Source organism: Streptosporangium sp. NPDC006007 (assembly GCF_040614315.1).
In the GTDB taxonomy this organism is placed as follows: Bacteria; Actinomycetota; Actinomycetes; order Streptosporangiales; family Streptosporangiaceae; genus Streptosporangium.
The window spans coordinates 150,553-172,847 of record NZ_JBEXUG010000006.1 but is presented as its reverse complement, the minus strand read 5'-3'; the positions used below and the strand labels follow the sequence as shown (position 1 = coordinate 172,847).

Below are 22,295 nucleotides of genomic sequence, written 5' to 3'. Positions count from 1 at the left end.
TCGTCTCCTTGTCCGTCGTTCATGATGCGATGTCACCCGGAGGCCGGAGATCCGTCGATCCCGGCGCGGATCCTCGTGGTCGAGTCGACCGTCACGCGCAGCAGCACCTCGCACAGCCGGCGCATGGCGCGCACGTCGACCGTGTTCATCCCGCGCTCGAAGTCGACCTCGAAATCCGGCGACACGACCTTGGGCATGCCGACCCGGGCGGTCGGAATTCCGCGTGCTCTCAGGATGTTGGCGTCCGTCGCGCCGCTGTTGTCGGCGATCGGCTCGTGCGGCCGTCCGGAGACACGCTCCCAGGCCCGGATCGCGCTGCCCACGATCCAGCTCTCCGGCGGGGTGCGGGTGCCGGGAACGGCGAGGGTCATCTCGACCGCCGGCTCCGCGCCCAGCTCCCCGGACAGCCCGGCGACGAAGGCCGAGACCTCGCGCTTGACCTCCATCGGCGTGACTCCGGGGGCGATCCGCACGTCCAGCCGGATACGGCAGACCGCGGGGGTGACCGCGGGCATGCGCTCCCAGCCGCCCGTGATCGATCCGATCACCCCCTGTGGAGCGGCCGTCGCGGTACGGTGCCGCTCCGGATAGGCCTCCAGCCACCGTTCCAGCCGGGTGACGACCTCCGCGGCGGTCACGATGGGGTTGCCGTACGGCAGCCTGTGCCGGCTGCCGGCGTAGGTGTGAACGCCGGGAACGGTGATGTCGAACCAGCAGAGCCCCACCTCCTCGTACGCGACGAAGTCTCCGGGTTTGGCGATCACCGCGTGGTCGGCGTGCCAGCCGCGTTCGAGCAGGAACGAGCAGCCGACACCGTGACCGGTGTTGGACCTGCCCGAGGCGCCGCCGTCGATGACGTCGGTCGGCATTCCACCCGCTCCGAACGCCACCAGCAGGTCACCGGCCAGCCGGGGGCGCAGCGCGGCCAGCGCCTCGGCCACCACGAGAACACACGCCGCGTGCCCCTTGGGGTTGCCCGCCCCCAGGCCGCTGACGAAAGGTCCGTCGCATCGCGCCTCGGCCCGCATGTCGGGGCGGAGTTCCGGTCCGACCCAGGGAAGGTCCTGGCCGGGATCCCCGGTCGTCAGGGTGTCGATCGGCGCGTAGAGCATCAGATCGGCGCCCGTTCCGTCCCCCCTCAGCCGTCCGGCCGCGCTGGCCTGGCCGTCGTCGATGCGCTGCACCCGGCCCTCGACGCCGGCCGCGGCCAGCCGGCCGGCCAGCCAGGAGGCCAACCGGCTCTCCCCGCCGGTCGGGCTGGCGATGGAGACGACGGACACGGCCGCGTCCCGCAGGCGGTCTTCGGTGATCGACGCCATGGCCTCGGTGACGAGCCGCTCGCGCTCGACGCCGGAGTTCACCGCGCGGTCCCCGGCTCGATGACCGCGACGCCCATTCCGGTCAGCCATTCGGGCATCGGCGCGTAGGCCAGTGTCCGGCCCGGACGGAAGTCCAGCGCGGCCGCCATCATCAGCCAGTTGCGCAACTCCTGCCCTCCGTTGCCGGCGGCCGCCTCGATGTCCTCGGTGGACATCTCCGCGTACCGCTGGAGATCGCCTCTCTCCAGTGCCGCGAGGAACCCTCTGTCGAAGTCCGGGGAGAGAGCCGGCCGGGCCGCGGTGGTGATCTCCCGCCGTCGCGCGTCGTACCGCTCCCAGTCGCCCCGGCCGTTGAGCCAGGACTGGACCAGGAACCTCTCGTCCTCGTTTCCGGGCTCCTGCCAGCGGCTGGGCCAGGGCAGCCGGTGCGACAGCCCGCCCGAGGCGATGACCGCGACCCTCAGGCCGCCGGGCAGCGCGGCCACCGCGGCGGCGAGGTTGCGGCCCACCTCGACGCAGCGCGACATGAGCGGGAGCGGCGCGGCGAACGCGTTCACCACCAGCGGCACCACGGGCAGGTCGAGGTCGCGGAGGACGTACTGGACCGCGTGGCTCTGACCGTGATCGATCTGCAGCCTGGCGGAGATCGCCACCTCGGTGCCCCCCTCCACCAGGAACCGGGCGACGGACTGGGCGAAGGCCGGATCCGTCGGCTGCGGGCCCGAGGGGGTTCCCGCCTCGCCTGAGGAGATCACCTCGCCGACGCCGAGCGTGAACGAGGGGATCAGATCAAGCCAGAGTCCGCGGAAGTGGTTCGACCCGATGACGATCGCGACATCGGGCCGGGACGCCGCGACCGCGTCGCGCGCGCTCCGCAGCCCGTCGCGGAAGCGCTCCGCGCGATCCCGGTGGATCACCTGCTCCCAGTGGGTGTTCATGAGCGTCGAGTGGGAGGCGCCCACACCAAGAACGATCTCAGCCATCGCCGGGACCGGTCTCCGTCGCCGGCCGGGCCTCCGCCACGGTCAGGCCCGACTCCCGCAGCCGCGCGACCCGCTCCTCGGCGGTGTCCTCCGCCAGCCTGCGCCATTGCAGCAACGAGTCGTCGGGGCGGTAGAGGCGCTCCGGCGGGGCGTCGGTCACCTCGACCATCCACCTGTCCTGTCCGGAGAACTGGCCGTGGAAGAGCCAGCGGATCGCGCCGAGATACTTGACGTAGAACGGCAGGGATCTGAGACCTCTCCGGAAGTCGGCCATGACGCCCACGTAGAGATGGTTCTCCCCGTCGACGGGCACGTAGAACTCGTAGTGGATGAAGGTCGGATAGGCGATCCGCAGCACACCGGGCATGCTCACCGACGCGAAACCGGGAAACTCCTGAGCGGCGATCGCCGGGTGGACCTCACGGTGCCCACCCGTGTTGCCGATGTTCGTGACCTTGGACGGCGGTCTGAGTTTGAACCAGGCCTGGTTGTTCCACCTGCCCAGACCGGGGAAGTCCGCGTCCCAGTGCTGGGCGTCCTGCACGCGGTAGATCCAGCGGCCCCGCCGTACGATCCGGGTCTCGTTCCACACCGGCATGGCCTTGAACAGGCGCCACAGTGAGGTGCGGTGCAGGTATTTCGCATGTCCCTCGTCGTAGCCGTTCTCGCACGCGAAGCGCCAGTTTCCCGCGCGCCTCTGGATGCGCGCGCCGATGACCGCGGGGTTGTCGCGCAGTTCCTCCGGCAACTGGTCGTCGATCGGCGTGGCCTCCTCCCCGTCTCCCACGAAGATCCACACCATCCCCAGGCGCTCCGCCACGTCGTAGGTCGGCTGGGTCACCTTGCCGCAGATGGGGGAGCGCGGTCCGTCCGTGATCGCGGCCCTGAGGTCGCCGGTCTCCAGGTCGAAGGTCCACCCGTGGTAGACGCAGGAGAGCGTGCCGGGAAACTGCTGGCTTCCGTAGCTCAGCGGAACCCCCCGGTGCGGGCACCGATCCTTGAGCGCGTACACCTTGCCCGCGTCCCGGATGACGACCATCCGTTCACCCAGCAGGGTGATCGCCTTCGGCCTGCGGGTGACGTGGGAGGAGAACGCCACCGGATACCAGTAGCCCCGGAATCCGCTGACGGCGTGCTGGTAGTGCGGCCAGGTCGACCAGGTCTGCCGTCCCGGCAGCCTTCCCCGCCGGGACGGCCGGTGTCCGGTGGTGCTTTTCGGCCTGTCGTGAGCGTCCGCCCCTGCACTCATTCGCCGCTCCATCTCCCTCACAGCGCCCGCCATGGCGCCCGACCAGGCAAGGGCAGTCCATCACCGGGACGGCCGCCCGCCCAGCGGAGCATCCCGCTCAGCGAACCGGGTCCGGCCGGGCGAAGGTCCGGTGAGCGGTCCACGGCCGGATCGGAGAAGGCGATGGATGTCGCCCGGGCGTGTGTTCCGCTCGGCCGCGGCGGAGGGGGACGGTCCGCCGCCGAGCTCAGCGGCCGGGGAGCGGTTCGGGGCGTGCCCCCACCCGGCGGCTCAGCTCGTGCGCGGTCTGGGCGGCCTGATCGGCGATCCGCCCACGTTGCGCCGGGCCGACGTCGAAGGCGGGGAAGGTGACGGTCACCGCCGCGATCGGATGGGCCCCGTGATCCAGCACGGCGACCGCGACGGAGGAGAAGCCCGCGGTGATCTCCCCGTCCTCCGCCGCGTACCCGCGGCGCCGTACCTCGGTGAGCAGGTGCCGGAGCGCCGACGGCGAACGCGGCCCGGCGTCGTTGCGCGGGACGAGGGCCGAGGAGTCGGGGAACAGCGCCCGGACCTGGGCCCGTGACAGACGCGCCAGCATGGCCCGGCCGCTGGCGGTCAGGTGCGCGGGCAACCGCACCCCCACCTCGGTGATCAGCGGCGCGCGCCCGGGCGCCCGCTCCTCGATGACGTAGACGACCTCGCGGCCGTGGAGCACGGCCAGGTGCGCGTTGTGGCCGGTACGGTCGACCAGCCTCGCCAGGGGAACCCGGGCCAGCCGCTGGAACGGGGCCTGCCTGCTGTAGCCGGAGGCGAGTTCGAAGGCGCTCACCCCCAGGCCGTAGCGCCGCTCCTCGGGCAGGTGTACGACGAAACCCTCGCTGATCAGCGTGTCGAGCAGGTGATAGGTCGTCGAGCGGGGCAACCGGACGTCACGGCTGATGGCCGCGGCGGCCACCGGGCCGGCCTGTCCGGCGAGATAGCGCAGGATGGCCAGCACCTGGGCCGCGGCCGGCACTGTGGACATCCGTCGACAATACCCTCCAATGTCTGGGATCCCAGACAGATGACAGGTGCCCGCCCTGGTGCCGGACCTCTGGCCTGGCGTTACATGGATCCATGCCGGGTAACCGGACTGTTGTACCCACCACCCTCGACCCCAGGCAGGGAGACGCTATGGAAGGCGCACGCCCCGTCCGCGCATCTCGTGGTCCGGATCTCACCACGCGGGGCTGGCAGCAGGAGGCCGCGCTGCGAATGCTGCAGAACAACCTCGACCCGGAGGTCGCCGAACACCCCGACAAGCTCGTGGTCTACGGCGGCACGGGCAAGGCCGCCCGCGACTGGCGCTCCTACGACGCCATGGTCCGCACGCTCAAGACGCTCAAGCAGGACGAGACGATGCTGGTCCAGTCCGGCCGCCCGGTCGGCGTGATGACCACTCACGAGTGGGCCCCGCGCGTGCTCATCGCCAACTCCAACCTGGTGGGGGACTGGGCGAACTGGGAGGAGTTCCGGCGCCTGGAGCAGCTCGGCCTCACGATGTACGGGCAGATGACGGCCGGATCCTGGATCTACATCGGCACGCAGGGCATCCTGCAGGGCACCTACGAGACCTTCGCCGCCGTCGCCGAGAAGAGGTTCGGCGGCTCCCTGGCTGGGACGATCACGCTCACCGCCGGACTCGGCGGCATGGGCGGCGCCCAGCCGCTCGCCGTCACCATGAACGGCGGCGTCGCCATCTGCGTCGACTGCGACCCGCGCGCCATCGACCGCCGCATCGAGCACCGCTACCTGGACGTACGCGCCGACTCCGTCGAGCACGCCCTCCAGCTCGCCGTCACGGCGCGTGACGCCCGCCGGCCGCTCTCCATCGGCCTGCTCGGCAACGCCGCCGAACTGCTGCCGCTGCTGCTCGCCGGCGGCGCGCCGATCGACGTGGTGACCGACCAGACCTCGGCCCACGACCCGCTGGCCTACCTCCCGATCGGCGTCGACTTCCACGACATGGCCTCCTACGCGGCCGAGAAACCGGCCGACTTCACCAGCCGGGCCCGCGAGTCCATGGCCCGGCATGTGGAGGCTATGGTCGGCTTCATGGACGCGGGCGCCGAGGTCTTCGACTACGGCAACTCGATCCGGGGGGAGGCGCAGCTCGCCGGCTACGAGCGGGCGTTCGCCTTCCCCGGCTTCGTCCCCGCCTACATCCGCCCCCTGTTCTGCGAGGGCAGGGGCCCGTTCCGCTGGGCGGCTCTGTCCGGGGATCCGAAGGACATCGCGGCCACCGACCGTGCGATCCTCGACCTGTTCCCGGAGAACGAGTCGCTCGCCCGCTGGATCAAGCTGGCCGGGGAGAAGGTCCACTTCCAGGGCCTGCCGGCGCGCATCTGCTGGCTGGGTTACGGCGAACGCGACAGGGCCGGTGAGCGGTTCAACGACATGGTGGCCGCCGGCGAGCTGAGCGCGCCCGTCGTCATCGGCCGCGACCATCTCGACTGCGGCTCCGTCGCCTCCCCGTACCGCGAGACCGAGTCGATGCTCGACGGTTCGGACGCCATCGCCGACTGGCCGCTGCTCAACGCCATGGTCAACGTCGCCTCGGGCGCGTCCTGGGTCTCCGTCCACCACGGCGGCGGCGTCGGCATCGGCCGCTCCATCCACGCCGGCCAGGTCACCGTCGCCGACGGTACGGCCCTGGCGGGCGAGAAGATCCGCCGGGTGCTCACCAACGACCCGGGCATGGGCGTCATCCGCCACGTCGACGCGGGCTACGAACGCGCCGACGAGGTCGCGAGCGAGCTCGGGGTCCGCGTGCCGATGCGGGAGAACTGATGCCCTCCACGTTCCACCAGATGTGGGCCGAACTGCTGCCGATCGGCCGCGACCCCGGCTCGGGCGGCTACCGCCGCTTCGCCTGGACGGAGGCCGACGCGGACTGCCGCGCCTGGTTCCGCGCCCGGGCGAAGGAGCGCGGGCTCGCCTACGAGGTCGACCGCAACGGCAACCAGTGGGCCTGGCTCGGAGACCCCGCGGCCGGCGACGCGGTGGTGACCGGCTCGCACCTGGACTCGGTGCCGGACGGCGGCGCGTTCGACGGCCCGCTCGGCGTCGTGTCCTCGTTCGCCGCCCTCGACGAGCTGCGCTCGCGCGGTGTCACCCCGAGCAGGCCGCTCGCGGTCGTCAACTTCGGCGACGAGGAGGGCGCCCGCTTCGGCCTCGCCTGCGTCGGCTCGCGTCTCACCGCCGGGCGGCTCACGCCCGGCAGGGCACGGGAGCTGCGGGACGGCGACGGAGTGACGCTCGCCCAGGCGATGGAGCGCGCGGGCCACGACCCCGACGCCATCGGCCCGGACACCGAACGGCTCTCCCGCGTCGGCGTGTTCGTCGAGCTCCACGTCGAGCAGGGCCGATATCTCGTGGACACCCCCTCGCCGATCGGCGTCGCCTCCGCGATCTGGCCGCACGGACGCTGGCGGTTCGACTTCCGCGGCGAGGCGAACCACGCCGGCACCACCCGGATCGAGGACCGGCGCGACCCGATGCCGGCCTACGCCGGCACCGTCATCGCCGCCCGCGCGAAGGCCGGCCCGGCAGGGGCACTGGCCACCTTCGGCAAGATGTCCGTCGAGCCCAACGGTGTCAACGCCGTCCCCGGCCTCGTCCGCGCCTGGCTCGACTCGCGAGCCCCGGACGAGCCGACCCTGGCCGCCCTCGTCGCGGAGATCGAGCGCGTGGCCCTGGAGCAGGGGGAACGGGACGGGATCGAGGTGGCGGTCACCCGCGAGTCGTTCACCCCCGTCGTGGAGTTCTCGCACGGGCTGCGGGACGAGGTCGTCGGGCTGCTGGCCGGCGCCCGGCCGTACGGGATACCGGTTCTGCCCACGGGCGCGGGGCACGACGCGGGAATCCTGTCCGCGTCCGTCCCCACCGCCATGCTGTTCGTGCGCAACCCCACCGGTGTCTCCCACTCTCCGGCGGAGACGGCGGCGGAGGACGACTGCGTGGCCGGGGTCACCGCGCTCGCCGACGTCCTGGAAGGTCTGGCATGCGGATGATCTATTTCGCCGAGCACGCCTGGGTGGACGCCGCCGTCAGGTCCGGTGTCGTCATCGAGGTCGCCGACGGCCGGATCACCGCCGTGCGCGAGGGGGCCGCCGTGCCGCCGCCGGGCGCGGAGGTACTGCGCGGCCTGACCGTCCCCGGCCTCGCCAACGCCCACTCGCACGCGTTCCACCGCGCCCTGCGCGGGACCACGCAGGAGGGTTCCGGCACGTTCTGGACCTGGCGCGACATCATGTACGGCGTGGCGGGCCGTCTCGACCCGGACGGATATCTCGCCCTGGCCCGCGCGGTCTACGCCGAGATGGCGCTCGCCGGCATCACCTGCGTGGGGGAGTTCCACTATCTCCACCACGCGCCCGGCGGCACCCCGTACCACGACCCCAACGCGATGGGCGAGGCGCTGATCACAGCCGCTGAGCAGGCCGGCATCAGGATCACGCTCCTCGACACGTGCTATCTGTCCTCGGGCTTCGGCGCCGCGCCGGACGGGCACCAGCTCCGGTTCAGTGACGGCGACGCCGACGCCTGGGCGGCGCGCGCGTCCGCGCTCGGGGAGCGCGGGCACGCCCGCGTCGGCGCGGCGATCCACTCGGTGCGCGCCGTGCCCGCCGACCAGCTGGCCACGGTCGCCGGCTGGGCCGGTGAGCGCGGCGCCCCGCTCCACGTCCATCTCGGCGAGCAGACCGCCGAGAACGACGCCTGCCTCGAAGCCCACGGCCGCACGCCGACCCGGCTTCTGGCGGAGCACGGGGTGCTCGGTCCCCGCACCTCGGCGGTTCACGCCACGCACCTCACCGGCGAGGATATCCGCCTGCTCGGCGGATCCTCCACCACCATCTGCATGTGCCCGACCACGGAACGGGATCTCGCGGACGGAATCGGGCCGGCCGCCGACCTCGCCCGAGCCGGATCGCCGCTCAGCCTGGGCAGTGACAGCCACGCCGTCATCGACCTGTTCGAGGAGGCGCGGGCGATGGAGCTGAACGAGCGGCTGCGCACCCGCCGCCGCGGCCACTGGAGTGCCGCCCAGCTGCTGCGTGCCGCCACCGAGGACGGCCACGCCTCCCTGGGGTGGCACGAGGCGGGCCGCCTCGAAGCGGGCGCGCTCGCCGACTTCACCACCGTCGCCCTCGACTCGGTACGCACCGCGGGCCCGCCCCCCGGGCTCGGCGCGGAGACCGCGGTCTACGCCGCGACCGGCGCCGACGTGCGTCACGTCGTGGTCGGCGGACGCGCCGTCGTCCGCGACGGCGTCCATCAGCTCGTCGAGGACGTCCCCGCCGCCCTGGCCGACGCGATCGCCCGGGTAACCCGCCTCTGAACGGAGATCTCGCCCATATGGCCACCGCCATCGTCAACATCGGCAGCCTGCTCACCAACGACCCCTCGCTGGGCACGATCGAGAACGCCGCGATCGTCGTCGACGGCGAGCGTATCGCCTGGGCCGGGCCGGCGGCCGCGGTCCCGGCCGCCGACGACCGGGTGGACGCCGGGGGACGGGCCGCCGCTCCCGGGTTCGTCGACTCGCACGCGCACCTCGTCTTCGCGGGTGACCGCACGTCGGAGTTCAACGCCCGCATGTCCGGCCGTCCCTACACCGCGGGCGGCATCCAGGTCACCGTCGCCGCGACGCGCGCCGCCACCGACGCCGAGCTGGACGCCAACGTCGCCCGTTACGTCGCCGAGGCCCTCCGGCAGGGCACGACGACCATCGAGTGCAAGTCCGGTTACGGCCTCACCGTCGAGGACGAGGCCCGCGCCCTGCGCATCGCCGCCTCCCACACCGAGGAGGTCACCTATCTCGGCGCGCACGTCGTCCCCCCCGAGTACGCCGCCGACCCGGACGCCTACGTGGACCTGGTGACCGGCCCGATGCTCGACGCCTGCGCCCCGCACGCCCGCTGGATCGACGTCTTCTGCGAGCGGGGGGCCTTCGACGGTGATCAGGCCCGTGCCGTTCTCACGGCGGGAGCCGGACGGGGTCTCGTCCCCCGGGTGCACGCCAACCAGCTGCGGCACGGGCCCGGCGTGCTGCTCGCCGTCGAGCTGGGCGCCGCCTCGGCCGACCACTGCACCCACCTGGACGCCGCCGACGTGGACGCCCTCGCCGGCGGCACGACCGTCGCCACCCTGCTCCCCGGCGCGGAGTTCTCCACCCGCGCCGAGTATCCCAGCGCCCGCCGCCTGCTGGACGCGGGCGCGAGGGTCGCGCTGTCCACCGACTGCAACCCCGGTTCGAGCTTCACCAGCTCGATGCCGTTCTGCATCGCGGTCGCCGTCCGCGAGATGGGCATGACACCGGACGAGGCGGTCACGGCGGCCACCCTTGGCGGGGCGCAGGCCCTGCGCCGCGACGACATCGGCCGGATCACTCCCGGGGCCCTCGCCGACCTCGTCGTCCTCGACGCCCCGAGCCACGTCCACCTCGCCTACCGGCCGGGGGTTCCGCTGGTCTCCGCCGTCTGGCGGCGGGGTGCGCGGCACCGGTGAGTCGCGGAGCGCCTCCGGCGGACGGGCCCCGATGGATGGTCACCCGGGTGTGAGAGACCGGTGGGCGCCGCCGTCCCCGGGGGCTCTGGGGAGGCGACGCCCCCGGGAGACGGCGCGGCTCTGACGGCTGGATCCCCGCTCTCCGTCGGCGCGACCCGGCTTATTGACCAAATTAGGGTAGCCTACCCTTATCTTTCATCACATCCGCCGCCCTGTCAAGGTTGATCGAATCGTGATTTTTGGTCAAAAGTGACCGCTTGACATCTGTTGGTGATCCGTGGATCTTAGGTAAGGCTTGCCTAAAATCATATCGATTCGGTAAGCCAAACGACGTTCAATCACGCCCCCGGGACCGAGGGTTGCTCCGCCGTGCCCGAAAAGCCGTGCCCGAAGAGAGGAAGCGGTGTGTCATCACTGCCCGAGGAACCCCAGGATCTGATCGGGATCGGTTTCGGTCCCGCGAACCTGGCCCTGGCGATCGCCCTTCGTGACCACAACGCCCGGGGCTCCACCCAGGTCGGTCTCAGCGCCTCGTTCGTCGAGCGGCAGACGGGTTTCGGCTGGCACCGGGGGATGCTCATCGAAGGCGCCACCATGCAGGTCTCCTTCCTCAAGGACCTGGCCACGATGCGCGACCCCGTCAGCAGGTACGGCTTCCTGTCCTACCTGCACGCCCACGGCCGCCTGGCCGACTTCATCAACCACAAGACGATGTTCCCGACCCGGATCGAGTTCCACGACTACCTCGAATGGGCCGCCGCCCACTTCGCGGCCCAGGTCGCCTACGGCACCCACGTCACCGAGCTGCGGCCGGTCAAGGACGACCACGGGGACATCGTCGCGGTAGAGGTGCTCACCGGCGACGGGAACGTCGTCGGCACCGCCCGCAGCGTCGTGCTCGGCGTCGGCCTCCAGCCCCACCTGCCGGAGAACGTGCGGGTCTCCGAGCGCGTCTGGCACAACCACGACCTGCTGACGCGCCTGCGAGACCTGCCGGAGCCCGTCCACCACAGGTTCGTCGTGGTCGGTGCCGGGCAGAGCGCCGCCGAGGTCGTCGAGCACCTGCACACCTCCTACCCGCGAGCCGAGGTCTGCGCCGTCTTCGGCCGCTACGGCTACAGCCCGGCCGACGACAGCGCCTTCGCCAACCGTATCTTCGACCCCTCGGCCGTCGACGACTTCCACCGCGCCCCGGAGCCGGTGAAGAAGGCGCTGCTGGCCTACCACCGCAACACCAACTACTCCGTCGTCGACGCCGATCTCATCGAGGAGCTCTACCGGCGCTCCTACCAGGAGAAGACCCAGGGCCGGGAGCGGCTGCGCATCCTCAACGCCTCGCGGATGGCCGGGTTCGACCCGCGGCGGGACGGGGTCCGGGTCCAGGTCGAGCACCTGGTCGCCGGCGAGCGCAGCACGCTCGACTGCGACGCGCTGATCTTCGCCACCGGTTACCGGCCGCCGGACCCGGCCTCGATGCTGCACGGGCTGACCGGGTTCTGCGAGACCGACGAGCAGGGACGCCTGCGGGTCGGACGGGACTACCGCGTCGCCACCGACCCGTCCCTGCGCTGCGGGATCTATCTCCAGGGCGGCACCGAGCACACCCACGGGCTGTCGTCGTCGCTGCTGTCCAACGCGGCGATCCGGGCCGGGGAGATCGTCCGCTCCATCGCCGCCCACCGGGAGGCCGCTTACCGGGAGAGGGTGAACGCCTGACGTCGGCGGCGCACCGTACGAGCCGCCGGACGGCTCGCCGACCGGCGGTCTCCGCCGTGCCCCGGCGCCCCGGCGGGCGCCGGTCAGCCGAGGAACAGGTAGTCGGACCGGTAGGGGACCTTCACGATCGGCTGCCTGGCGGGGTCGCAGGTGCCGGTGGGGGCGACGCCGCCGACGGTGTTGAGGCGCAGGATCTGGGTGGCGTGGGAGAGCAATCCGGTGGGGTGGCCGGTCTGGACGGCGTCCAGGACGAGTTCGGGGATGTTCCCGTCATCGCTGGGGGTCCTGGTGACCAGCCTGCCGGTCACCGAGCTGCCGTCGGGAGCGATCCACCGGGGTGGGCCCGCGACGGGCTGGACGAAGGAGTGGGCGACGCCCCTCTCCAGCACGGCGGACACGTTGTGCTGGGTGAACGCGAAGCCGCCGAGGGGCTGCCTGGCGCAGGCGTAGATCTGGGCTCCGCTGAGCACCGGGGCGGTGACCGCACGCGGGTGGACGGCGCCGTCACTGAGCCGGCCGCGCACGGCGCCGCCGTCGAACTCCACGGTGCGCAGGTTGGTGTAGTGGCGGCCGGGGTTCTCGGTGATCTTCTTCACGGTGTCGCGCCTGACCGGGGCCTCGCCGGCCACGCCGGTCAGGTTGGCGGGCAGGCCCGTGGCGTCGAGGAACAGGTCGGCGACCACGTCGCCGTTCCTCCCCTTGACGCCCCGGTGGATGTGGCCGCTGGTCGGCCTGTCCAGGCCGGTCCAGGTGGCGGTGTAGGCCAGGCCCACCCCGTTGGGACGGATCCACCAGGTGGCGGCGCCGTCGGCGTCGCCACGTCTCCTGCCGTCGTCGGCCTGGATCTCCTGGCTCCCGTCGGCCAGGGAGCCGATGGTGGCCTGGTTACCGCCGTGGAGGACGCCGTTCAGGTCGATGGGCCTGTTGAGCCTGTGGAACCGGCCACGCACGGCGCCCTTGGGGAACACGCCGTTGTGCAGGTTGGCGTAGAAGCCGGTGGGGTTCTCGCGTAGCGCGGTGAGCAGCGCGGCGTCGTTCACGGTCACGGTGCCGGTGATGCCCAGCACGGTTCTTGGCAGCGCCTTGGCGAGGAGGCCGACCTTCACGTCGCCGTTGGTTCCCCCGCCGCCCAGATGGATGTGGGCCGCGGTCGGGGTGTCGACCCTGTTCCACCTCAGCGCGAACGTCACCTGGCTGCCCTTGATCCGGATGGCGGCGGTGGCACGGCCGTCCCCGTCGCCCGGGCCGCCCACCTCGTTGGCGCCGCGCAGTCCGGCGGCGAGGTAGACCTCGTCGTCCGAGACGGCGGGCCGATCGGATCCGGCCCGGGCGGTCACGGGCGGGAGAACCGCGACGCCGAGCAGTCCGGCGGCGAGAGCGAGACCAGGGAGAGCGATTTTACGAATGGACATGATTTAACCCTTCATGGGGGCACAGAGGGTGTTTGCCCAGTCGTACGCGAGCGGATAGTCGCCGGGTTCAACTTATGAATGTGAAAAAGTACATATTTATCGGAATGTGCGGGGTGGGACGCGCGTGGCCCTTCAAGCATGACAAATCTCGTAGTCCGTCGCACCTCGGAACCGGGTGTCTGGCAGGGAGAGCCGGCCAGCGGAAAGAGGAACGGCCGGAAGGGCTCCGTGGAGGGGGCTACACGGGGATCGTCAGCAGGGTCCCGCCACCGTTGACCTTCACCTCGAACCGGGCGACCTCGGCCCGGGGGAGGGCGGTCCCGCCGTGGACGTAGAGCGGGGCGGGCGAATCGGGCACGCCGTACCCCGTGACGGGGACCGCCCAGCCGGTCACCACCCGCCGCTCACCCGAGGTGGAGACGGCGATCAGCTCGCACTCCAGCGGCCCGCGCACACCCCTGAGCCGCAGGGCCGCGTGTGTGCCCCAGCCCTTGCCCTCCAGCGCCACGACTCCCGAGACGCCCATGGCGCCGGTTGCCCCGTGCTTCTCGCCTCGCTCGAACATCTCCTGGGCGGGGCCGTGGCCGGGATGGTCCGCCACCACCGCGGAACCGGTGTCGTTGAACGAGGCGCCCACGGTGATCCCGCCGGCGACCAGGACGGCCGCGGCCACGGTGGCGATCACGTAGGTGCCCCTGCGAGCACGGCGTTCGGCGCGTCTCCCGCGGTGCACCAGATCGATCAAGCCGGCCGGTGTCGCGCCGTCCCTGTCCCGATCCGGCGCGACACCGGCCATGCCCGGGTCCGGTACGGTGCCGGCCTCGTCCCCGATGGGCCCGACACCTGTCAGTATCCCGGCGATGCCCGACATCCCGGTGAGCTCCGCCGTACAGGACGGGCAGTCCGCGAGGTGAGCCTCGAACGCCGCGTGGTCCCGCCCCTCCAGCAGGCCCAGGGCGTAGGCGCCGACGTCGGTGTGCTCAACCCGGTGGTTCACGCCGTCACCCCTCTCTCCTCAAGTGCCACACGCAACGCCCGGACGGCGTAGTAGACCCGGGACTTCACGGTGCCCACCGGAATGCCGAGTCGCTCGGCGGCGTCGTTCACCGACTGGTCTCGCAGGATCGTCTCGTTGAGGATTTCCCGGTGCGCGGGGGAGAGCGACTTGAGCGCCTCGGACACGATCACCTGGCGCAGGAGATCCTCCATCTCATCGGGCATCGGCACGTTCTCCAGCGGTCCCTCGCCCGCCTCCTGAGGCCGCGCCTCCTTACGTCGCCGGTCGTCGATCACGATACGTCTGGCCACCGTCGCCAGCCAAGGCATCAGGGAGGTGACACCGGGGTCCAGCCGATCCGCGCTGCGCCAGGCGCGGATCATGGTCTCCTGGACCACGTCCTCGGCCCACTGCCGGTCGCCGAAGGTGAGGCGGACGACGAAGGTGAGCAGCGGGCGATGATACTCGCGGTACAGCTCGGCGACGACCAGTTCGTCGTCAAGTTCGGTCACGGGTCGCAGGCGGCGGATCCAGTGCCGCAGCCCGCCTCTCGTCGCCATGGTCGGACGTCTCCGGGGGGTCGGTTCGGTGCCGGGATGATCAGTCGGCGATGGTACCGCCGTCACAACGTGTCCTGCCGTATCGCTGAGATCCTCCGAGTTCCGGATCCAGCAGGCGGTACGCGGCCGGTGGGGCGTCCGGTTCAACGGGGGCCGGTTTTTCTGCGGACCGGCGTCCGGGGAGGGTCCCGTACTCGGCACACTTATTAATCTACATTGTAAAGGCGTCCGGTCGAGTTCAAGATCATCTACAAGAAGGTGGACTAAAGACTCGATCCCCGAAAAGCGGAGGGGGGAGGCGCCGCTCCCCTCTCCGCCCCGAGGTCCTCCAGGGTTGACGCGCGAGCCCCGGACCGCACCGAACTCCGGTGGAGCCTCGTCCATCCGATCCGGACGAATCGTCGATGTGCCGCACATCGACGACAACGGCTTGCCGAATGGGTAGGTACTCCTTGCGGATTCTGGCGAAAGGAGCCGACCGTGCCTGACGACACCGTACTGATCATACGATTTCACCTGGTGGGCGGTGAGGACGTCTCCGTGGTGAGCAGGGATTTCTCCGGGAAGACCGAGGCGTTGGAGGCGGCGGCTCGTGCTCTGGACGAACGGCGCAGCCTGGTGCTGACCCGGGCGAGATACAACCGTGAGACCGACATGGACGGCCTGGTGATCAATCTGGCCAATGTGGTGTCGGTGCGCGTGTCGAGGACCGACAGCGCCGAGGCGGGTCAGTACCTGTAGTGGATCGCCGGCCCGGGGGCCGGTCCGGTCGCGCCGGCGGCGTGGAGGGGGCGTCGTGATCGCGAGGATTCGCGCTTACCGTCTGTGTCCTGAAAGTCGCGAGGAGTTCGCCCATGTGACGCGCCCGTGGGTTTTGGCGGGGTCGCTGAAGGCGGTTCTGGATCGTGACAGGCACCGCGAGCGGGGAGTCGCGGCCGTCGTCCTCGCCGGTGGAGTCGTGGGCGCCGGACGGCGGGTGGAGACGCCGGGGACGGTTGGGGGACGGTTGCCGGGTGCGGTGGGGCCCTGTCCGGGGTGTGGATCGCTCCGTTGAGGACGCACGGTTTCCGCCGGGTTACCGCGACGTCGAGAGGTGAGGAGGACCCCCGGCCCGCGTCTTCGCCGCGGTGGAGGGGTGAGGCTGCCCATCGAGGACGTCCGGGGGGTTCGTTGACCACTCCGGCCGTGGTCAGTCGAAGAACTGCTCGGCTCTGAACCGGCGGATCCGGAGCGGTGCCGAATCCCGGCCGATGACCTGGATTCTCCTGAGGCGGGTTTCCTGATCGATCGTGACTTTCACGCACTTCATGCAGACCTCGTGGAACCCCGGGAGCGCGTAGTAGGAGATGGAGGCGCTCCGGGTTCCGAGTCCCCTGTCGGAAAGACCCAGGCCAACCTCCCGGTACAGCCTCCTCGATCCTTTGAGGGTGAAGGCGGTGGAGCCGATGATCGCGTGATTCGCCTTCTTGGGGCAGTGCGCGAATATCCGAATAACGTTCCGCTGGCGTGGCGAACGGGGCAGTACCCGGAGCGATGTGCGGGTTCTCCACTCGGAGGGGATGTGGTCGCCGCCGGTCTTCCGGGCGCTCACGGACGGTGCGAAGGAGGATGCGCGGGAAGCCCCGGCTGAGACGTTCGGGCCCATCATGAGAGCGGCGGCCACTCCCATCCCTATGACAGGACGCATGTATTCCTCCTGGTGGGCGGGTGCCCAGGTGTCGGTGATCCGCTCTTGCCGGGGGTGAGACGGCGGGGCCGGCGCTGTGGAACGGTCTGGGAGGTCGTCCGGGTTGACCGTGCCGACCCGGCTGTCCGTCTGATTGTGCCGACCGGATTAGGGGAAAGACGGGTGCCACGCTGGTGTGAAGCCCGGTTGTGCCCGCCGGCGATGTGCCGAGGTGTGCGGAGCGTGTTCCTTCGTGGCCAGGGTGTCGCCGGCCTGTGACGGGGGTCCGCGGCCACTGGCCTTTATGTTTGCCGGCGCCCCTTACGTTCGCTCGCCGAACGCTAACCATGTTCAAGCTTTCCTCTGGCCCGCTTCTCATCGGCCACTCATTACGGTGCGGAGAAACCCGGACCAAGGAGGCTTTCTTGGACAGCTTACTGATGAACGCGCGCACGTTCTGGCGTCGTGCCGTCGACCAGGGACAGGAGTATCGGCAGCTGGCCAACGGTCAGTGGCCGCAGGCGCTGGTCATCTCCTGCTCGGATTCGCGGGTGATTCCGGCGCTGATCACCTCGGCGCGGCCGGGTGACCTGTTCGAGTTGCGGAACGCGGGCAACATCGTGCCGCCGCACGACGCGTCGTCGGCCTCTGGGGAGGTGGCGACGATCGAGTACGCGGTGGGGGTGCTGGAGGTCCGCAACATCGTGGTCTGCGGGCACTCGCACTGCGGGGCGGTGGGGGCGGTGGCGCGGGGCGAGGACCTGTCGGCGCTTCCGGGGGTGAACGGCTGGCTGGACCTGGCGCGGCCGGGCCTGGAGGGGGTGCCGGGGCCGCCGCGGGACCGGGCGCTGCTGGAGTTCGTGCAGCCGCACGTGGCCGCGCAGCTGCGGACCCTCAGCGCCTACCCGATGGTCAAGCGCGAGGTGGAGGCCGGGCGGCTGAAGCTGCACGGCTGGGTCTACCAGGTCGACACCGGCGAGCTGAAGGAGCTCGACGAGCACGGCGAGTTCCGCTCGCGGAACGTGTGGTCGACTCCGGGCGAGGAGTGAGGGGTACTTGATGGCACCAGGTCGGACGTACGGCCCGCGTCACTCAAAGCGTGCGCGTCCCAAACAGGACACCTCTATCTCCTCGTCGATCGGCCCTGACCTTCTCGCCTCGCTCGTCGTCTTCCTGGTCGCCGTTCCCCTGTGTATCGGTATCGGCGCGGCCTCCGGCGTACCGGTCGAGCTCGCCATCATCTCCGGCATCATCGGGGGGATCATCGTCGGGCTCATGCCGGGGAGCACCATGCAGGTGAGCGGGCCGGCCGCGGGGCTGGCCACTCTGGTGCTGGAGGCCGTCGGCGCTCACGGTGTGGCGGTACTCGGCCCGGTGGTGTTCGCCGCGGGGGTCATCCAGATCGTGCTGGGCATTTTGCGGATGGGTCGCCTGTTCCAGGCCATCTCCCTGGCCGTGGTCCAGGGCATGCTCGCCGGCATCGGTCTTCCGCTGGTGCTCAGCCAGAGTTATGCGCTGGTCGACGCCAAGCAGCTCGGCTCGGCGCTGAAGAACATCGCCGGACTCCCGCATCTGCTCTCCTCGACTCTGGCCAATCCGCACGCGGTCGTCGCGCTTCTCCTGGGGGTCTCCACCGTCTGCCTGTGCGCTCTGTGGAAGAAGCTGCCCGCGCCGGTGAGTAAGCTTCCCGCTCCGCTGGTGGCGGTCGTGCTGGGGTCTGTGATCGCGGCGCTGCCGGGTGTCGAGGTCAAGCGGGTCGTGATCGGTGACCTGCTGGGGGCCGTGCACTTCACTCCGTTGACCAGTCTGCTGGAGCTCGCCGACCCCGAGCTGATCACTCTGGCGGTCACCTTCGCGGTCATCGCCTCGGCGGAGACGCTGTTCAGCGCCGCCGCGGTGGACCGCATGCACGACGGTCAGCGGACGCAGTACAACGCGGAGCTGTTCGCCCAGGGCGTCGGTAACACCCTCTGCGGTTTCCTGGGGGCGTTGCCGATGACCGCGGTGATCGCCCGTAGTTCGGTCAACGTGCAGGCGGGCGCGAAGACGAAGGTGTCCCGTGTGATGCACGGTGTCTGGCTGCTGGCGTTCTGCCTGCTGTTCACCAAGCTGCTGGCGCTGATTCCCACGTCGGTACTGGCCGGTATCCTGCTGCACAGCGGCTGGAAGCTGTTCAGCCCGGCTCAGTTCCCGCAGATGTGGAAGCGCGACCGTGGCGAGGGCGTCGTCATGGTCATCAGCACTCTGGCGATCGTCGCCACGAACCTGCTGGAGGGTGTGCTGGCCGGACTGGCCGCGGCGATCATCCTGGCGGCGCTCCGCATGTCCCGGCTGCACATCCACACCTCTTACAAGGGGGGCGCCGGAGGGGACACCGCCCACGTCGTCATCGAGGGCAACGCGACGTTCCTGCGGCTGCCGAAGCTGAACGAGACACTGGACTCGATCGCCGGCAGGAAGCTGATCCACGTCGACATGCAGGGCGTCTCGCACCTGGATCTCGCCTTCCGCAGCCAGGTCGAGGATTGGGCGGAACAGCAACGGCGGGGCGGTAGCGAACAGGTGGTGCTGCTGCTTCCACCGGCCGAGGTGTCCGATCCCGATCCCGACCCCGATCCCGACCCTCCGGAGCCCGACCCCATGGACGACACAAACCCTGACGTGTGGTTCGCGGAGTATCCACAGGTTCCCGGTGGCCGGGACGAGAGCCGACTCGAAAGTCACGCCGGCCGGTCCCGGTTCTAGCCCAGATCGTCTTCGGCCAGGCCGCCGCGGCGGGAGGAGCGGGTACGGAAATGAAACCCGCCCGGGACGGAGTTCCGGGCGGACGCCGGGGCCCGGTGCGATCAATATGATCAGAAGAAATGCAGACGTGCGAAATACTGTAAACACAGTACACCTGGAAATATAGCCGATCCTCTCCAGGAACGAATTCCTGACATATGTTTCCCAGTGGATGGAAGCACGGATGCAGGTGCTACTCATCGAGGACAACGACATGATCACCGAACCTCTGATCGATGGGCTTACCCGGTACGGGTTCACCGTCGAACGGGTCACGACGGGCGCCGACGCGCTACGGGCCACGCCCGGTGAAATGGTCCTCCTGGATCTCGGACTGCCCGACATGGACGGCATCGACGTGTGCCGGCAGCTCAGGCAGTCCTCGGAGGTCCCGATCATCATGCTGACCGCCCGCGGTGAGGAGGTGGACCGCATCGTCGGACTGGAGATGGGCGCGGACGACTATCTGACGAAGCCGTTCAGCCTGCGCGAGCTCGTGGCGCGGATGCGGGCGGTGGCCCGCCGTACCCGCTCGGCCCTGGTCCACTCCACGCCCGCGCCTCAGGGGCTCTCCCTGGGGGCCGCGAAGTCGGTGAACGAGCTGGTGCTGGATCGGCGGGCCCGTCAGGTTCAGGTGAACTCCCAGCTTGTCACGCTCACTCCGAAGGAGTTCGACCTGCTGGCTCTGCTCTGTCAGGATCCGGGGGCCGTGTACTCCCGGAGTCAGATTCTCCGCAGTGTGTGGGGGAGCGACTTCTTCGGGTCGACGAAGACCCTGGACTTCCACGTGGCGACTCTCCGGCGTAAGCTCGGCGACCCGACGATGATCGAAACGGTGCGTGGTGTGGGTTATCGGCTGAGCGTGTACGCCTCCGTCCCCTTTTCTTCTCCTTGAGCCGGCCTTATGGTTCTCCGCCTCGTGCTGAGCCATCTCGCCCTCATGGTCGTGGTGCTGTCCTGCCTGGAGATTCCGCTGGGGTACCTCTATGTGCAGGCGGGACGGGAGCGGGGCACCGGTGTCGTCAAGCACGAGGCTCATCTGCTCGCCGGTTCCGCCAATCAGATCCTCAAGGCGGGACGGCCGGACCAGCTCCCCAGGCTCGCCTATGTGGAGAGCCAGAAAATCCGCGGCAACGTGGCCATCGTGGATCAGGCCGGTCAGCTGCTGGTCGGCTCTCGCTGGATGCTGGGTGAGGACTGGCACGACCTGCATCATCAACAAGAGATCAAAACCGCTCTCCAGGCTCGGCGATCCACTGCGATGCGCCGCTCCCGTATCGAAGGTATCGAGGTTCTCCACATCGCGGTCCCCATTGACGCGGGCGGCGCGGTGCGCATCACCATTCCCAAGGCCGCGCTTGAGACCGGCGCGGATGCGGTCTGGCTGCTTCTGGCCGCCGTGGCGCTCATGGTGATGTTCACCGTGGTCGTGGTCGTGCTCGCGCTCAGCCGGTGGATCACCAGGCCGATCCGCCGGTTGGAGAACGCGATGAATCTCCTCGCCACCGGGCATCTGCTCAAGCTGGCCTCGGCCATCTCCGGTCCCCGGGAGGTGCGGAGGCTGGCGGAGACGTTCAACGAGACCGCGCTGCGTCTGCAGCGGATGCTCGCCTCGCAGGGGTCCTTCGCGGCGAACGCCTCGCATGAGCTCCGGACTCCGCTTACCGCGCTCCGGCTGCGGCTGGAGAACCTCGAACCCGACATCGCCTACCACGCTCATGGGAACCTGCATGCCGCCCTCGCCGAGACCGATCGGCTTGCGCGCATGGTCGAAAGGCTGTTGACCATGGCCAAGCTCGCCGAGCACACGACGGCGCGTGAGCCGACGCACCTGGCTCCGGTGATTCAGGAGAGAGCGCGTACCTGGGGTCCGCTGGCCGAAAACCGCGGGGTCCGGCTGCTGGTGGAGGAGGAGGGGGCGGGCAGGGTGTGGGCCGTGCCGGGTGCGGTTGAGCAGATCATCGACAACCTGCTCTCCAACGCGCTGCGGGTCTCCCCTCCGGGGGGCACCCTGACGGTCGAATGCCGTCTTCCCCGTGCCGGGCGGTCGGGTGAGAACCCGACGACGGTGGCGCTTCACGTCATCGATCAGGGGCCGGGGATGAGTGAGATGCATCGGCAGCGGGCGTTCGACAGGTTCTGGCGGGCTCCCGGGGCGCCCAATGACGGTACGGGGCTGGGGTTGTCCCTGGTCCGTCAGCTGGCCCACGCCTGTGGGGGAGAGGTGACGCTGGCGGCCGCGCCCGGAGGCGGGACGGACGCCGTCGTGGTTCTCCAGTCGGCGGAGCAGCCGGCCGTTGAGCATGACAGCCGGCCGTGGTGGCCGCTGAGCCGGTTGTGGAGGGGGAGGTCCCTGTCGCGCCACAGATCGGGGTAGGTTTTCGGGCGAGGTGCCCGGCTGTTCGGCCGCAGGGCGGGTCTCAGAGGGGTTTCATGTTGTTGAGCGCGTCGATGACCATCCGGGTGCCGCCGTTGAACAGCAGCGTCACGGCGATGGCCACCAGCAGGATGCCGGCGATCCGTTCGAGGAGCATGCGGTTCTGCGGGGAGACACGGCGTTCCAGGTGGCCGGCGGCGTAGAGGGTGACGCCGGTCAGGGCGGCGTAGGCGAGTCCGGCGACGGACAGGCCGATCACGGCGCCGGTGTTCGCCGCGGAGGCGCGGAAGGCGACGAGGATTCCGAAGGTGGTGCCGCCGACGGTCAGCGGAAAGGTGACGGGTGTGAGCAGCACCGATCGCCAGGAGGCGCCCTCGCCGTCCGGGGTGCCGGCGGGTCGCGGGGCGGGTTCCTCGATGCCGCGCATCATGGGAATCGCGGCGTACAGCAGCGCGATGCCGCCGGTGACCATCAGCGCGGCGGTGGTGATGCCGAGTAGTTCCAGGAGCGGCTCGCCGATCCAGATGGCGGTCAGGGCGAAGACGGCGACGTAGCAGAAGAGCCCCAGGGCGAGGCGGCACCGATCTCCCGGGGGAAGGCGGCCTACGATCGGCAGGTAGGACGACAAGGCGGCAAGCGGGCTGTACAGGGCGAACAGCGTCAGGAACAGCAGGACCGCCTCGTCGATGGACGGTGTCACG

General features: G+C 70.2%; 19 protein-coding genes. 10 read left to right on the top strand and 9 right to left on the bottom strand.

Annotated features, from left to right (window positions below; all coding sequences use genetic code 11):
- Positions 1 to 32: 32 nt before the first annotated feature.
- The 4 genes from ABZ194_RS07440 to ABZ194_RS07425 all read right to left on the bottom strand — a co-directional run bounded on the left by ABZ194_RS07440 (position 33) and on the right by ABZ194_RS07425 (position 4,557).
- Positions 33 to 1,361 carry a peptidase dimerization domain-containing protein gene (locus tag ABZ194_RS07440; protein WP_355593397.1) on the bottom strand — a complete coding sequence of 443 codons (1,329 nt, stop codon included), beginning with the start codon at positions 1,359 to 1,361 and terminating at the stop codon, positions 33 to 35.
- Positions 1,358 to 2,302, bottom strand: a complete 945-nt coding sequence (locus ABZ194_RS07435) for a hypothetical protein (protein ID WP_355593395.1) — start codon at positions 2,300 to 2,302, stop codon at positions 1,358 to 1,360. Before ABZ194_RS07435 ends, ABZ194_RS07440 begins: the two co-directional genes overlap by 4 nt.
- Positions 2,295 to 3,551: a Rieske 2Fe-2S domain-containing protein gene (locus ABZ194_RS07430; RefSeq protein WP_355593393.1), complete on the bottom strand. Its 1,257-nt coding sequence runs from the start codon at positions 3,549 to 3,551 to the stop codon at positions 2,295 to 2,297. The genes ABZ194_RS07435 and ABZ194_RS07430 overlap by 8 nt, the downstream gene beginning before the upstream one ends.
- Positions 3,552 to 3,777: 226 nt before the next feature.
- The gene (locus tag ABZ194_RS07425) at positions 3,778 to 4,557 is read right to left on the bottom strand and encodes an IclR family transcriptional regulator (protein WP_355593391.1); all 780 of its coding nucleotides are present in this window, start codon (positions 4,555 to 4,557) and stop codon (positions 3,778 to 3,780) included.
- 149 nt (positions 4,558 to 4,706) lie between these two features.
- Here ABZ194_RS07425 and hutU point away from each other — a divergent pair, with 149 nt between their 5' ends.
- The 5 genes from hutU to ABZ194_RS07400 all read left to right on the top strand — a co-directional run bounded on the left by hutU (position 4,707) and on the right by ABZ194_RS07400 (position 11,798).
- On the top strand, positions 4,707 to 6,362 hold the full coding sequence (gene hutU / locus ABZ194_RS07420; protein ID WP_355593389.1) for a urocanate hydratase: 1,656 nt from the start codon (positions 4,707 to 4,709) through the stop codon (positions 6,360 to 6,362).
- Positions 6,362 to 7,585 (top strand): allantoate amidohydrolase, encoded by a 1,224-nt coding sequence (locus ABZ194_RS07415; protein ID WP_355593387.1) that lies wholly within the window; start codon positions 6,362 to 6,364, stop codon positions 7,583 to 7,585. The genes hutU and ABZ194_RS07415 overlap by 1 nt, the downstream gene beginning before the upstream one ends.
- Positions 7,576 to 8,913, top strand: a complete 1,338-nt coding sequence (locus ABZ194_RS07410; RefSeq protein ID WP_355593385.1) for a formimidoylglutamate deiminase — start codon at positions 7,576 to 7,578, stop codon at positions 8,911 to 8,913. The genes ABZ194_RS07415 and ABZ194_RS07410 overlap by 10 nt, the downstream gene beginning before the upstream one ends.
- A 17-nt stretch (positions 8,914 to 8,930) precedes the next feature.
- Positions 8,931 to 10,082 carry an imidazolonepropionase gene (gene hutI, locus ABZ194_RS07405; RefSeq protein WP_355593383.1) on the top strand — a complete coding sequence of 384 codons (1,152 nt, stop codon included), beginning with the start codon at positions 8,931 to 8,933 and terminating at the stop codon, positions 10,080 to 10,082.
- Between the two features lie 405 nt (positions 10,083 to 10,487).
- Positions 10,488 to 11,798: a SidA/IucD/PvdA family monooxygenase gene (locus ABZ194_RS07400; RefSeq protein ID WP_355593381.1), complete on the top strand. Its 1,311-nt coding sequence runs from the start codon at positions 10,488 to 10,490 to the stop codon at positions 11,796 to 11,798.
- 83 nt (positions 11,799 to 11,881) lie between these two features.
- Here the strand turns inward: ABZ194_RS07400 and ABZ194_RS07395 are convergent, their stop codons facing one another.
- The 3 genes from ABZ194_RS07395 to ABZ194_RS07385 form a co-directional block, all read right to left on the bottom strand.
- Positions 11,882 to 13,210: a CHRD domain-containing protein gene (locus ABZ194_RS07395; RefSeq protein WP_355593380.1), complete on the bottom strand. Its 1,329-nt coding sequence runs from the start codon at positions 13,208 to 13,210 to the stop codon at positions 11,882 to 11,884.
- 238 nt (positions 13,211 to 13,448) lie between these two features.
- Entirely contained in the window at positions 13,449 to 14,207 is a 759-nt protein-coding gene (locus ABZ194_RS07390; protein WP_355593378.1) for a zf-HC2 domain-containing protein, read from the bottom strand.
- Positions 14,204 to 14,767 (bottom strand): sigma-70 family RNA polymerase sigma factor, encoded by a 564-nt coding sequence (locus ABZ194_RS07385; protein ID WP_355593376.1) that lies wholly within the window; start codon positions 14,765 to 14,767, stop codon positions 14,204 to 14,206. The genes ABZ194_RS07390 and ABZ194_RS07385 overlap by 4 nt, the downstream gene beginning before the upstream one ends.
- 480 nt (positions 14,768 to 15,247) lie before the next feature.
- Between ABZ194_RS07385 and ABZ194_RS07380 the strand changes: the two genes are divergently transcribed.
- On the top strand, positions 15,248 to 15,508 hold the full coding sequence (locus tag ABZ194_RS07380) for a hypothetical protein (RefSeq protein WP_355593374.1): 261 nt from the start codon (positions 15,248 to 15,250) through the stop codon (positions 15,506 to 15,508).
- A 448-nt stretch (positions 15,509 to 15,956) separates the two neighbouring features.
- On the opposite strand, the gene ABZ194_RS07375 is transcribed toward ABZ194_RS07380, so the two are convergent.
- Positions 15,957 to 16,454, bottom strand: coding sequence for a hypothetical protein (locus ABZ194_RS07375; RefSeq protein ID WP_355593372.1), 498 nt, complete (start codon positions 16,452 to 16,454; stop codon positions 15,957 to 15,959).
- A gap of 404 nt (positions 16,455 to 16,858) precedes the next feature.
- On the opposite strand from ABZ194_RS07375, the gene ABZ194_RS07370 reads away from it, so the two are divergent.
- The 4 genes from ABZ194_RS07370 (at position 16,859) to ABZ194_RS07355 (ending at position 21,594) form a co-directional block, all read left to right on the top strand.
- Positions 16,859 to 17,482: a carbonic anhydrase gene (locus ABZ194_RS07370; RefSeq protein WP_355593370.1), complete on the top strand. Its 624-nt coding sequence runs from the start codon at positions 16,859 to 16,861 to the stop codon at positions 17,480 to 17,482.
- A 10-nt stretch (positions 17,483 to 17,492) separates the two neighbouring features.
- On the top strand, positions 17,493 to 19,178 hold the full coding sequence (locus tag ABZ194_RS07365) for a SulP family inorganic anion transporter (protein WP_355593368.1): 1,686 nt from the start codon (positions 17,493 to 17,495) through the stop codon (positions 19,176 to 19,178).
- A 223-nt stretch (positions 19,179 to 19,401) separates the two neighbouring features.
- On the top strand, positions 19,402 to 20,112 hold the full coding sequence (locus tag ABZ194_RS07360) for a response regulator transcription factor (RefSeq protein ID WP_355593366.1): 711 nt from the start codon (positions 19,402 to 19,404) through the stop codon (positions 20,110 to 20,112).
- 24 nt (positions 20,113 to 20,136) lie between these two features.
- Complete coding sequence (locus ABZ194_RS07355; RefSeq protein ID WP_355593364.1) at positions 20,137 to 21,594, top strand: HAMP domain-containing sensor histidine kinase; 1,458 nt, start codon at positions 20,137 to 20,139, stop codon at positions 21,592 to 21,594.
- Positions 21,595 to 21,637: 43 nt separating this feature from the next.
- On the opposite strand, the gene ABZ194_RS07350 is transcribed toward ABZ194_RS07355, so the two are convergent.
- Complete coding sequence (locus ABZ194_RS07350) at positions 21,638 to 22,294, bottom strand: MarC family protein (protein ID WP_355593362.1); 657 nt, start codon at positions 22,292 to 22,294, stop codon at positions 21,638 to 21,640.
- Position 22,295: the final 1 nt, after the last annotated feature.